Genomic DNA, 12,238 nt, shown 5'->3' on the forward strand with positions numbered 1-12,238 from the left:
CCCCTGCCCCGTCCGGCGCACAGGCTCCCCCGGCGGGCCCCACCCGGACGAACAGGCTCGCGATCGTCGCGCTGGTCACCGGCGTCCTCGGCCTCGTGCTGCTCGCGGTCGGCTTCGGCATCGCGGCGCTCCTGCAGGCCGGAGGGCGCGGTGAGAAGGGCAAGGGCCTGGCCATCGGCGGCCTCGTGGCGGCCGGCGTCTGGACGGTGGGCGGGGTGGTCGCCCTCCTCCTCACCGCCGGCTCGATGCTGATCGTCGAGCGCGACGAGTCCGGGAACGTCACCGGCGAGGGCCGGACGATGGCCGAGGCGCTGCGGACCGGTGACTGCTTCGACGGGTTCGACGGGGACGAGGCGAAGTTCCTGGTGACGGCGCTGCCCTGCTCGCAGCCGCACGACGGCGAGGTCATCGCCAAGGTGCAGCTGTCCGGCGACGCGTATCCCGGCGACGAGCAGGTGGCCAAGATGGCCGACGAGGCGTGCTACCTCAAGAACGACCATCTGCAGAAGAGCCGGCACGCCGCGGACCTGGAGCCGTACAACATCTGGCCCATCCGCACGACCTGGAACGACGGCGACCGCCAGGTGGTCTGCCTGATGCACTACACCGGCGCCGAGCCGCTCACCTCACCGCTCGGCGAGACCCTCGACCCGGGCCTGAGGCTCTGGGACGAACTGACCGCCGGGGACTGCCTCACCGAATGGGACGACGAGTCGTTCGCCCAGCGCGTCGTCCCCTGCGCCAAGGGGTACCGGATCCAGGTGTACGCGACCTTCGCGATGGAGGCGGGCCCCTACCCCGGCGAGAAGGGGGCGGAACGCAGGGCCGAGCGCGGCTGCGAGCAGCGGCAGGTGCGGATCTTCCGCGGCCACCGGCTGCCGGACCTGGTCTGGGCGCTGTACCCCGAAGAGTGGGAGTGGGAGGCCGGGCAGCGCACCGCCGTCTGCTTCGGCGAGAGCGAGAAGCGCACGCTCAAGAAGCCGATGCTCCCCCGCTGACCCGCACCCGGTACCACCGTGAGCGCCTGCCGCCCGTGAATGCGCGCCACCCGTGAACGCGAACCGCCGGTGCCCGTTCCGGGCACCGGCGGTACGGGTGATGGGAAGCGCCGCTAGACGACGGCTCCCGAACTGTCGGACGTTCGGCGGACGGGCGCCTTGGGCTTGTCCTTCGGCTGCGGCGGCGGGGACTTCGCGTACTTCTCCAGCACGATCGCCACCGGCGTCGCGGTGAACACGCTGGAGTACGTCCCGACCACGATGCCGATCAGCAGCGCGATGGCGAAGTCCATCAGCGAGTCGCCGCCGAGGACGGCCAGCGCACCCAGGATGAACAGCGCACCCATACCGGTGTTGATCGTCCGCGGGACGGTCTGCAGGGTGCCCTTGTTCGCGATGTCGGCGAACCTGCCCTTCGGATTGTCGCCCCACAGCTCCCGGATGCGGTCGAACACCACCACCGAGTCGTTCACCGAGTAACCGATGATCGTGAGCAGCGAGGCCAGGAACACCCCGTCGATCGGTTTGCCGAGCCACGCGAAGACACCCGCGACGATCATGATGTCGTGGAACATCGCGACCACCGCGCCGGTCGCGAACGTCCAGCGGAATCTGATCGTCAGGTAGGCGAGCTGCGCCAGCAGCGCGACGCCGAGGGCGATCAGCGCCTTGGCGCGCAGCTCGTCGCCCAGGCTGGGCCCGATCAGCTCGTCGCGGATCTTGGTGGCCCCGCCGCCCTCCTTGCCGAGGGCGTCCCCGATGCGCTTCTCCTCCTCGTTGGTGAGGTCGCTCGTCCGGACGGAGATGTCGGATTCACCCGAGCTCTGCACGATGGCGCGCGGGAACCCGGCGTCGGAGACGGCCTGGCGGGCGTCGTCGATGTCGAGCGGGCGGCTCGTGGAGTACTCGACGATGCGGCCGCCGGTGAACTCGACGCCGAAGTTGAGCCCCTGGGTGAAGATCCCGAGCGCGGCGGCGACGACCGCGACGCCGGAGATCATGAGCCAGAGCCGGCGGCGCTTCATCAGGTCGGGGCCGCGCTCGTTCAGCCACTTGCGGATGCGCCCGGCGCCGCTGAGGCCGCCGGCCCTGCCCTTGGTGAGCTTGGGGAACCGCGCGGCGGCGGCGTCGGTGAGGACGCGGCTGACCAGCATCGCGGAGATGAGGGAGCCGACGACACCGATGGTGAGGGTGACACCGAAGCCCCGCACCGGCCCGGAGGCCAGGAAGAACAGCAGCGCACCGGCGAGCAGGGTGGTGACGGCGGTGTCCGCGATCGCCGACCACGCCTTGTTGAACCCGGTGGCCAGCACCGAGCGCGCCCTGCGGCTCGGGTGCGCCGACAGCTCCTCTCTCGCGCGTTCGAAGGCGAGCACGTTCGCGTCGATCGCCATGCCGATGGCCAGGACGAACCCGGCCAGGCCGGGCAAGGTCAGCGTCGCCCCGATCGCGACGAGGGCGCCGTAGGAGATCAGCGCGTACCCGGCGAGGGCCACGGTGGCGAGGAGGCCGACGAGGCGGTAGACCGCGACGATGAACAGCCCGGTCAGGATGATGCCGATGACGGCGGCCTTGGCGCTGGCCTCGATCGCCTCGTCGCCCAGCGTCGGGCCGACCACCCGCTGCTCGATGATCTCCACGGGCACGGGGAGCGCGCCGCCCTCGATGAGGGCCGCGAGGTCCTTGGCCTCGTCGGCGCCGAAGTCGCCGGTGATCTGGGTCGAGCCGCCGGTGATGCCGACGCCGCAGGGCACGCTCTGGGTCACCTGCGGCGAGGAGATCACCTTGCCGTCCAGGACGATCGCGACCCGCCGCTCGTCGCCGACCGCGCAGGCGGCCTTGGCCGTCACCTGCTCCCACTTCTTGCCGCCGTCGCCCTTGAAGTCGACGTTGACGGCCCAGCCGCCGACGTTCTGCGGGTCGTAGGAGGCGCTCGCCTCGCCGATGCCCTCACCGGTGAGCACGGCGGGCCCGATCAGGATGGGCTGGCCGCTCTCGTCCGGCAGGACCTGCTGGCCCTTCGCCTTGTCGGGCTCCTGGCCGGTGTTGGCGAGCACGGGGTGTGCGGTGAGCTGGGCGGTCTTGCCGATCGCCTCGGTCGCCCGGGTCGGGTCCTGGACGTCGGGCAGCTCGACGATCAGCCGCCGGTCGCCGGACCGGGTGATCGACGACTCGGCCACGCCGAGGGCGTCGATGCGGCGCCGCATGACCTCCAGCGCGCGGTCGGTGGACTCGCGGTCGGCCTTGACCGTCGGCGAGTCCTGCGTTTCGAGGACGATCTGGGTGCCGCCACGGAGGTCGAGGCCGAGGCGGGCTTCCTTGGTGTAGGCGAAGTAGAAGGATGTGGCGAGCACGGCGAGTGCCAGTACCGCCCGCACCAGGTTGGCGCGGTTCAAAAGGGGACCTCCACGGAGCTTCGGCTCCGCGCGGCTGCGCGCGGAACCGCGGACGAAAGGGTCAGGTGCGCGTGGAGGCGGGCGGGGCGCGCCCGCGCGGGACGCCCTCCGCCGCGGGAACGGGCGCGGTGCCGGCGGCCGCGGGCCGGATGGCGCGGACGGCCGGCGGCCGGGCGTCGGTGCCGGGCACCGGGAGCGCCGCGGGCGCGGGCTGTGCCTCGGCCGCGTCCGGCGCGGCGGCCTGCCGCGTGGGCGCGGTGGCCACGGTGCCGCCGGTGGCCGCGGTCGGCGCGTGGCCGCCCGGGTGCGGCCTGGCGGAGGCGCGGCTGCGGGTGGGGGCGTGCTGGGCCACCCAGGTCCGGACGGCGGAGACCGTCCCGGTGGCGGAGCCCCCGGCCTGCGCTCCGGATCCGGCACCGGATCCGGCCCCGAAACCCGTCGGCGCGGCCACGAAGCCGAGGAGGCCGAGCGTGAGGACGAGGAGCCGGGCGAGGGGGAGGACCGGCCGCGGTGGCTCGCGCATTCCGCTCCTCCGCTCGGCTGGGTCGGCTGCCCGGTGGGAGCCCGGTTCCGGATGGCGCCGCCCACGATGCCGGGGCGGCGGCGGGCGGTCCAGTCAACCTAACCCAGGTTCAGGTTAGGGGAGCACGGTTCGCGCACCGTTGACAAAACACGAGACGGAATTCCCGTCAAGGTGAGCCGGCGTGACAAAGGCGTGCCCTTCCCCGCCCCGGCGCGCGTGCCAGCGAACACGAAGGCGTGTCCGGATGCGGCCAGGCCGGAATCGGCCTGCAGCCATTGTCCGGCCGACAAAAGCGAATTACCTTCGCGTACGCCCACCCCGAACCGGACAGAGGAGTATCCGGTGGCACGTTTCAGACAGGTCGCTGTTCTCGGTACCGCGGCGCTGACCGCGTTCGCACTGACAGCCGCCCCCGCCTCCGCCGCTACCACCACCATCCGCGCGGGCTCGGCGACCGCCGACCCCTACTCCGGCAACGTCCAGGCGTCGCTGCTCGGCGAGGCCTCCGTCTCCGCGTCGATCGGCAGCGGCTCGTGCAGCGAGTCCACCATGACCGGCTCGATCAACTCCGACGGCACCGGCCTCGCCATCGCCTCCGCGGGCTTCGGCGAGTGCACCGGCACCGCCGGCGTCACCATCACCACGCTGAACCTGCCCTGGACCGGCGGCGGCGTCGCGCACGACCCGGCCGGCACCGACGGCCGGGACGCGACGGTCACCATCGCCAACTTCCGGGTCCGCGCGGTCGTGGACCTGTTCGGCGGCATCGGCTGCAACTTCGGCGGGACGCTCGCCGCGAACGGCTACAACGGCGACAACCCCGCGCGGCCGGACACCAGCAGCGGCGAGGCCCAGGTCGGCGTCAGCAACGCCACGGTGAACCGGCAGTCCGGCAGCCACTTCCTGTGCCCGTCCACCGCCCGGGTCACCGCGACCTACGCGCTGCAGGGCGAGACCACCCCCGGCTCCGGCACGTTCGACCAGTCCCTGTACGTGACGAGCTGACGCTCCCCGCCGGCTCCGTTACGAGCTCCCGACAGGCGTTCGCTCCCAGGGAAACGCTCCCATAGAAGGATGCGGGCCGCCCCCCACGCCGGGGGGCGGCCCGTAGCGCTTCCCGGCCGCGTGCCACGGCCGGCCGGCTCAGCAGCCGACGAGCTGCGCGCCCAGGAACGACTCGACCTGGCTCAGCGCGATGCGCTCCTGGCTCATCGAGTCGCGCTCCCGGACCGTCACCGCGTCGTCCTCCAGGGTGTCGAAGTCGACGGTGACGCAGAACGGCGTGCCGATCTCGTCCTGGCGGCGGTAGCGGCGGCCGATCGCCCCGGCGTCGTCGAAGTCGACGTTCCAGTGGCGGCGCAGCTGCGCGGCGAGGTCGCGGGCCTTCGGCGACAGGTCGGCGTTGCGCGACAGCGGCAGCACCGCGACCTTGACCGGGGCGAGCCGCCGGTCGAGCCGCATGACCTTGCGCGTCTCCATCTTGCCCTTGGCGTTGGGCGCCTCGTCCTCGGCGTAGGCGTCCATCATGAACGTGAGCGCGCAGCGGTCGACGCCCGCCGACGGCTCGATCACGTACGGGACGTACCGCTCGCCGGACTCCTGGTCGAAGAACGACAGGTCGGTCCCGGACGCCTTGGAGTGCGTCGTCAGGTCGAAGTCGGTGCGGTTGGCGATGCCCTCCAGCTCGCCCCACTCACCGCCGGTGAAGTCGAAGCGGTACTCCACGTCCACGGTCCGCTTGGAGTAGTGCGACAGCTTCTCCTGCGGGTGCTCGTAGAGACGCAGGTTCTCCTTGCGGATGCCGAGGTCGACGTACCACTGCATGCGCTCGTCGATCCAGTACTGGTGCCACTCCTCGTCGCTGCCGGGCTTGACGAAGAACTCCATCTCCATCTGCTCGAACTCGCGGGTCCGGAAGATGAAGTTGCCGGGCGTGATCTCGTTGCGGAACGACTTGCCGATCTGCCCGATGCCGAACGGCACCTTGCGGCGCGCGGACTGCTCGACGTTCTTGTAGTTGATGAAGATGCCCTGCGCCGTCTCAGGACGCAGGTAGGCGAGCCCGGACTCGTCCTCGACGGGGCCGAGGGAGGTCTTGAGGAGGCCGTTGAACATCCGCGGCTCGGTGAACGAGCCCTTGACGCCGCAGTTCGGGCAGCCGATGTCGGCCAGGCCGTTCGCCGGCGGGCGGCCGTGCTTCTCCTCGTACGCCTCCTCCAGGTGGTCGGCCCGGAAGCGCTTGTGGCAGGACTGGCACTCGGTCAGCGGGTCGACGAACGCCTGCACGTGGCCGCTGGCCTCCCACACCTCGCGCGCCAGGATGACGCACGAGTCGAGGCCGACGATGTCGTCGCGGCCCTGCACCATGGACTTCCACCACTGGCGCTTGACGTTGTTCTTCAGCTCCACGCCGAGCGGGCCGTAGTCCCAGGACGCGCGGAGCCCGCCGTAGATCTCGCTCGACGGGTAGACCAGGCCGCGCCGTTTGGCGAGGTTGACGATCGTGTCCAGCACATCGGAACGGCGTGCCATGAGAAATTCTCCATCCAACTGGCGGTCGGCGGGACAGTGAGTGCGCCCCGGTCCCGCGGCGACGGCGGGCGGGGGCGAATGTGATCCCCGGTGATGGCGGACGCGGCGCGGTCTACCGCGGCGCCCGCGAACGTCCCCAGCTTAGGGCACCGTGCCGCCTGGTAGGTGTACCTAATACGCGAGGCCATCGGCGATGTTGCTGTCGATGTTGAGGGTGACTCCGCCGTGCGTCTCGTCGTGGTCCCCCCGGTACTGCTTGATGCGGCGGTGCGGGCGCCACCAGTCGTCGGGGATGTACGGGTCGCCGTAGATCTCGGCCTTGCCGTTCCAGTGCGCGAACCAGATGCCTTCGGGCTTGCTGATGCCGGTGGCGCGGCCGACGTCGCGGATGCCGGAGGAGACGCTGCTGTAGAGGCAGGGCGTGTACCCCTCCGCCTTCAACTGCCGGACCCAGTTGTCGACGAACCGCAGGACCGCGGCCTTGCAGGCGCGCTTGCGGCTGTCGTACGCCTCCATGTCGAAGTAGATCGGGGCTTCGGCCGGGATGCCGAGCGCCTTGGCCTTGCGGGCGGCGTCCACGGCGGCCTTCCGGCCCTGCTTCGCGGCGTTCTTGGCGGTGAACTGCTGCGGGCGGTCGCCGCACGGGGCCTGCAGGCCGACGTAGGTGGGGGTGATGCGGTACCCCATCTCGCGGACCTCGCGCACCCACCCCTCGGTGAGGTTGGGCTGCGCGCATCCGCGTGCGGCGCCGCCGATGTAGATGTTGGTGACCTTGAACGACGGCCGCCACGCCTTCATCGCCGCGAGGGACGGTGCCGTGCAGGTGTCGAACCCCTTGCCCCGCACCCACCTCTTGGGCGCGTCCTCCGCGGTGCCCGGCTTCGCCTCGGCCGTCTCGGGAGCGGCCGGCGGGGTCGGGCCGGGATCGCTCGTCCGCGCCGGCTCGGGGACGCGCGGCGCGGCCTTCCCGGTCAGCCGGGCGCCGCGCAGCATCCGCTGGAGCGCCGCCGGGTCCGTCCCGTACACGCCGGTGATCGTGACGCCGGCCTCGCGGAGGTCGAGCCGCATCTCGTGGCCGGCGGTCCGCGGGACCGTCAGCCGGGCGAGCGAGGCGCCGGTGACGCGCCGGGCGTCCGGCGGAGGCGCCGATCCACCGGAGGGCTGGATGTGCACGGCCTCGGTCCGGCCGACGATGCGGGCCGGGCAGGCGGGCTCCGGTCCCGGGCGGCCGAGGTAGAGGGCGCGCCGGTCGTAGCGGACGCACCGGAGCGGGTCCCGTTCGAGGTCGTGGACCTCCCAGCCGGCCGGGACCGGGACGCGCAGCCCCCGGTACTCGACGACGCGGTCCGCGTCGCGGGCCGGCCCATCGCCGCCCGCCACCGCGGAGGCCCGCTCGGACGCGGACCGCCCGGTGGCCGAGCCGAGCACGGCGACGGCGGGTATGGCCGTCGCCACCCCGCACAGGACGACGCTGAACAGGACGCCATGGCGCATAGGTTGTCCCCCGGAGAACACGAGGTCCCCGGGCGGTCGTCCCCCGCAGGACCTACGGCATGATCGTGATGCCGCAAAGATGACCTTGGCGGGGGACGCGAAACGGGGGCCGGGCGCTTCTTGCCGGAGCCTTGACCTGCGAGATCAGGCGGAGCTGACGATCTCGTAGGCGCCCGGTTCGTCGACGGCCATGGCGGCGAGCGGGATGAACTGCAGCCGCACCTCGTAGGCGCCGAGGGCGCGGCGGTAGTGCCCGGCGCCGTCCCACTCGGTGACCAGGGCCCACAGGCCGGGGTCGTCGACGGTCCTGGCGAGCCGGCCGGAGCGGAAGCCGGGGCTGGCCGCGAGCGCCGTCAGCACCGCGCCCATGCGCCCCGCGAAGTCGTCGGAGTCCTCGCCCGGCACGCGGTACCGGGTTATCGCGATCATCCGTCAATCTTGGCAGCCGTTCCGCCGTGCTCCGTCCCGGCCTCTCCGGGATGCCGCGCGGTACGTTGGGGCGCGTGAATGCGCGAGGCGACCAGGCGGGCACGCGGGCGACCGGCGTGCGGGCGACGATCGAGCGGTGGAGCGCGGCCCCGGTGGTGTTCCTGCACCGGATACCGCGCTGGACGCTGCTCGTCGCGGTGTTCGCGCTCCTGGCGATCGGCATGATCGGCACGGGCTGGGCGGCGGCCGCCGGGCTGCTGGCGCTGGCGGCCCTGCTGGCCTGGTTCGCCTACCTGAACTGGCCCGCCCTGGACGGTTCGGGAAGGCTCCTGCGGATCGTCGCACTGGCGGTTCTTGTCGGTTTTGCCGTGGGACGTGCGCTTGAACGGTTTTGACAACGGTTTTCATCTTCGTCCATAATTGCGGGGTGTCTCGCCCCCATGACCCGCCGCGCCCGCGCCGCCCAAGGCGCACCCTCCCCGCCACGGCTCTGGTGCTCGCCGGGATCGCGGCCGGGCTGACGGGCTGCGGCGGCGGAGACGGCGGCGCCCCACCCGGCAAGACCGAGGTGACCGCGTCCTTCTACCCGGTGGCCTGGCTGGCGGAGAAGGTCGGCGGCGGCGACGTCTTCGTCCGGACGCTCACCAGGCCCGGGACCGAGCCCCACGACCTGGAGCTGACGCCACGCCAGGCCGCGGACCTCACGAAGACCGACTTCGCCGTCTACGTCGGAGGCGTCCAGCCGGCCGTGGACGACGCCGTCCGCCGCCACGCCAAGGACAAGTCCCTCGACGCCGCGAGCGTGGTGAAGACACTGCCCCGGCACACGGGGGGAGACGGGCACGGCGACCACGGGCACGGCGACCACGGGCACGAAGAGCCGGACCACGACCCGCACATCTGGCTGGACCCGTCCCGGATGGCCGCGGTCGCGACCGCCCTCGGCGACCGGCTGGCCAAGGCCGACCCCGGCCACGCCGCCGGCTACCGCGAGCGCGCCGGGTCCACCTCAGCCGAACTCACCGAACTCGACCGCGCGTACCGGGACGGCCTGCGCACCTGCGAGCGCCGGGAGATCATCACCGCGCACGCCGCGTTCGGCTACCTCGCCGACCGCTACGAGCTGGAGCAGATCCCGGTCGCCGGGGTCGACCCGGGCGCCGAGCCGTCGCCCCGGCGGCTGGCCGAGCTGACGCGGCGGGTCTCGGCCACCGGCGCGACGACGGTCTTCACCGAGACGCTGGTCAGCCCGAAGGTCGCCGAGTCCCTGGCGCGCGCGGCGGGCGTGCGCACCGCCGTGCTCGACCCCGCCGAGGGCGTCGCGGACGGCTCTTCCGGCGACTACCTGACGATCATGCAGCGGAACCTCCGCACGCTGCGTGCCGCGCTGGAGTGCGCATGAGCGTCCCGCCGTTCGAGATGACCGGCGCGACCGTCCGGCGCGACGGCCGCGAGGTGCTCGCCGGCATCGACCTGCGGGTCGCGCCGGGCGAGGTGCTCGCCGTCCTCGGGCCTAACGGCTCGGGCAAGTCCACGCTGGTCAAGGCGCTGCTCGGGCTCGTCCCGCTGGCGGCCGGCCGCACCGAGATCTACGGTGAGCCGCCCGCGCGGTTCCGCGGCTGGCGGCGGATCGGGTACGTCCCGCAGCGGCTGCCGGCGGGCGGCGGCGTCCCGGCGACCGTCCGGGAGGTCGTGGCGTCCGGGCGGACGGCCCGGCGCTCCCGGTGGCTGCCCGCGCTGCCCGGGGACCGGGCGGCCGAGCGGGACGCCGTGGACCGCGCCCTGCGGGCGGTGGGCCTCACCGACCGCGCCCGCGACTCGGCCCACCTGCTGTCGGGCGGCGAGCAGCGGCGCGTGCTGATCGCCCGCGCCCTCGCCGGCGAACCCGACGCCTTCGTGCTGGACGAACCCACCGCGGGCGTGGACACCCGCAACCAGGCGGCGCTCGCAGCGGCGCTGCACGAGCTCACCCTCGGCGGGCGCACGGTCGTCCTGGTGGCGCACGAGCTCGGCCCGATGGAGCCGCTGATCACCCGCACGATCGAGCTGGGCCAGGGCCGCATCGTCCACGAGACCACGCCGACGGGAAGGCCCGCATGAGCGAGATGCTGCAGTACCCCTTCATGCGGGTCGCGCTGGTGATGGCGGTGCTCATCGGGCTGGCGGCGCCCGCGGTGGGCACGTTCCTCGTCCAGCGCAAGCTCTCCCTGCTCGGCGACGGCATCGGCCACATCGCGCTGACGGGCATCGGGCTCGGCCTGCTCACCAGCACCTCCCCCGTGCTCGGCGCGCTGGTCGTGTCGGTGGTGGGCGCCGCCGCGATCGAGATCCTGCGCGCCCGCAGCCGCAGCGGCGCGGACGTCGCGCTGGCCCTGCTGTTCTACGGCGGCCTCGCGGGCGGCGTCATCCTCACCAGCGCGGGCGGCGGCAGCGGGACGGCCCTGCACGCGTACCTGTTCGGCTCGATCACCAGCGTGACGGTCACCGACCTGTACCTGGTCGCGGGGCTGAGCGCCGCGGTGCTCGGGATCGTCGCGCTCTTCGGCCGGGAGATGTTCCTGCTGTGCCAGGACGAGGAGCTGGCGCGCGCGTCCGGGCTGCCCGTCCGGTTCCTCAGCGTGCTGATCGCCGCGACCGCCGCGGTGACCGTCGTGATCTCGATGCGCGCGATCGGGCTGCTCCTCGTCAGCGCCCTGATGATCGTCCCGGTGGCGGCGGCGCAGCAGCTCGCCCGCGGATTCCGGGGGACCATGCTGGTGGCCATGGCGGCCGGTGTACTGTCGGCCGTGACGGGCCTGGCGGGCTCCTTTCAGTACGATCTGCCCCCGGGCCCATCGATCGTGCTGCTGGCGCTGGCGCTGTTCGCGGTCGCGGTCGCCGGGGGCTCGGCGCTGCGCCGCAGGCGCGCGCGGGCCGTCCCGGCCGGGGCCACCGCCCCCGCCGCGGCCGGCCAGGGCGCCGACACGCGCGTGGACGCCGAGGCGGAGGTGCTAGGGGGATGACGACGTCCCGCCGGAACGCGGTGCGGCAGGCGCTGGCCGGTTCCGAGGGGTTCCGCAGCGCGCAGGACATCTACGCCGACCTGCGCGCCGACGGTTCCAAGATCGGCCTCACCACGGTGTACCGGGCGCTGCAGGCCCTCACCGACGCCGGCGAGGTCGACGTGCTGCGCACCGACGAGGGCGAGGCCGTCTACCGGGCCTGCCGCACCGAGGAGCACCACCACCACCTGGTGTGCCGCGAGTGCGGCCGGACGGTCGAGGTCGAGGGCCCGGTCGTGGAGCGCTGGGCGGACGCGATCGCCGCCGAGCACGGCTTCGCCGACATAACGCACACGGTCGAGGTGTTCGGCACCTGCGCGGACTGCACCCGCAAGGCCCGCTGACGCTACCTGCGGGTTCATGATCCGTCCGTCCCGCGACGTGAAAGGATCGGGACATGGCTACGACACGAACCGCTAACGCGCACTGGGAAGGGCCGCTGACCAGCGGCCAGGGGACGGTCTCGCTCGACTCGTCGAAGCTCGGCACCTACGACGTGACCTGGCCGGCGCGCTCCGAGGAGCCGAACGGGAAGACCAGCCCCGAGGAGCTCATCGCCGCCGCGCACTCCACCTGCTACTCGATGGCGCTCTCGCACGGCCTCGCCGGCGCGGGCACGCCGCCGGAGAAGGTGGACACCAAGGCCGAGGTCACGTTCCAGCCGGGCGAGGGCATCACCGGCATCCACCTGACGGTCCGGGCCAGCGTCCCCGGCCTGTCCGCGGCCGACTTCGAGAAGGCCGCCCAGGACGCCAAGACGAACTGCCCGGTCAGCAAGGCCCTCACCGGCACCAAGATCACCCTAGACGCATCCCTGGCCTGACG

13 protein-coding genes are annotated in these 12,238 nt (G+C 72.8%); 8 read left to right on the forward strand and 5 right to left on the reverse strand.

Annotation, left to right across the window (positions count from 1 at the left end):
* A partial coding sequence (locus E1200_RS05420; RefSeq protein WP_207933194.1) for a DUF4190 domain-containing protein occupies nucleotides 1-998 on the forward strand: 998 nt, incomplete at its 5' end.
* A 113-nt stretch (nucleotides 999-1,111) separates the two neighbouring features.
* Here the strand turns inward: E1200_RS05420 and secD are convergent.
* Entirely contained in the window at nucleotides 1,112-3,394 is a 2,283-nt protein-coding gene (secD, locus tag E1200_RS05425) for a protein translocase subunit SecD (RefSeq protein WP_131950677.1), read from the reverse strand.
* Nucleotides 3,395-3,455: 61 nt separating this feature from the next.
* Nucleotides 3,456-3,917 (reverse strand): hypothetical protein, encoded by a 462-nt coding sequence (locus E1200_RS05430; protein ID WP_131950678.1) that lies wholly within the window; start codon nucleotides 3,915-3,917, stop codon nucleotides 3,456-3,458.
* A gap of 342 nt (nucleotides 3,918-4,259) precedes the next feature.
* On the opposite strand from E1200_RS05430, the gene E1200_RS05435 reads away from it, so the two are divergent.
* Nucleotides 4,260-4,922, forward strand: coding sequence for a hypothetical protein (locus E1200_RS05435; protein ID WP_131950679.1), 663 nt, complete (start codon nucleotides 4,260-4,262; stop codon nucleotides 4,920-4,922).
* Nucleotides 4,923-5,060: 138 nt separating this feature from the next.
* Here E1200_RS05435 and E1200_RS05440 read toward each other — a convergent pair whose 3' ends face one another.
* From E1200_RS05440 to E1200_RS05450, 3 genes are all read right to left on the reverse strand, one after another.
* A complete protein-coding gene (locus E1200_RS05440; protein ID WP_131950680.1) occupies nucleotides 5,061-6,449 on the reverse strand; it encodes a glycine--tRNA ligase in 1,389 nt (462 codons plus the stop codon).
* A 171-nt stretch (nucleotides 6,450-6,620) separates the two neighbouring features.
* The gene (locus tag E1200_RS05445; protein ID WP_131950681.1) at nucleotides 6,621-7,943 is read right to left on the reverse strand and encodes a DUF1906 domain-containing protein; all 1,323 of its coding nucleotides are present in this window, start codon (nucleotides 7,941-7,943) and stop codon (nucleotides 6,621-6,623) included.
* Between the two features lie 144 nt (nucleotides 7,944-8,087).
* Nucleotides 8,088-8,372, reverse strand: a complete 285-nt coding sequence (locus tag E1200_RS05450) for an antibiotic biosynthesis monooxygenase family protein (protein WP_131950682.1) — start codon at nucleotides 8,370-8,372, stop codon at nucleotides 8,088-8,090.
* A 74-nt stretch (nucleotides 8,373-8,446) separates the two neighbouring features.
* Here E1200_RS05450 and E1200_RS05455 point away from each other — a divergent pair, with 74 nt between their 5' ends.
* The 6 genes from E1200_RS05455 to E1200_RS05480 are packed head-to-tail and all read left to right on the forward strand — an operon-like array spanning nucleotide 8,447 to nucleotide 12,236.
* Entirely contained in the window at nucleotides 8,447-8,767 is a 321-nt protein-coding gene (locus E1200_RS05455; RefSeq protein ID WP_131950683.1) for a DUF6703 family protein, read from the forward strand.
* A gap of 32 nt (nucleotides 8,768-8,799) precedes the next feature.
* Nucleotides 8,800-9,774 carry a metal ABC transporter substrate-binding protein gene (locus tag E1200_RS05460; RefSeq protein WP_243708355.1) on the forward strand — a complete coding sequence of 325 codons (975 nt, stop codon included), beginning with the start codon at nucleotides 8,800-8,802 and terminating at the stop codon, nucleotides 9,772-9,774.
* Nucleotides 9,771-10,472, forward strand: coding sequence for an ATP-binding cassette domain-containing protein (locus E1200_RS05465; protein ID WP_131950684.1), 702 nt, complete (start codon nucleotides 9,771-9,773; stop codon nucleotides 10,470-10,472). The genes E1200_RS05460 and E1200_RS05465 overlap by 4 nt, the downstream gene beginning before the upstream one ends.
* Nucleotides 10,469-11,374 carry a metal ABC transporter permease gene (locus tag E1200_RS05470; RefSeq protein WP_131950685.1) on the forward strand — a complete coding sequence of 302 codons (906 nt, stop codon included), beginning with the start codon at nucleotides 10,469-10,471 and terminating at the stop codon, nucleotides 11,372-11,374. Before E1200_RS05465 ends, E1200_RS05470 begins: the two co-directional genes overlap by 4 nt.
* On the forward strand, nucleotides 11,371-11,757 hold the full coding sequence (locus E1200_RS05475; protein ID WP_131950686.1) for a transcriptional repressor: 387 nt from the start codon (nucleotides 11,371-11,373) through the stop codon (nucleotides 11,755-11,757). The genes E1200_RS05470 and E1200_RS05475 overlap by 4 nt, the downstream gene beginning before the upstream one ends.
* 53 nt (nucleotides 11,758-11,810) lie before the next feature.
* Nucleotides 11,811-12,236 (forward strand): OsmC family protein, encoded by a 426-nt coding sequence (locus E1200_RS05480; RefSeq protein WP_131950687.1) that lies wholly within the window; start codon nucleotides 11,811-11,813, stop codon nucleotides 12,234-12,236.
* Nucleotides 12,237-12,238: the final 2 nt, after the last annotated feature.

Origin of the sequence: Actinomadura sp. GC306, from assembly GCF_004348665.1 — a bacterium.
Taxonomy (GTDB): Bacteria; Actinomycetota; Actinomycetes; order Streptosporangiales; family Streptosporangiaceae; genus Spirillospora.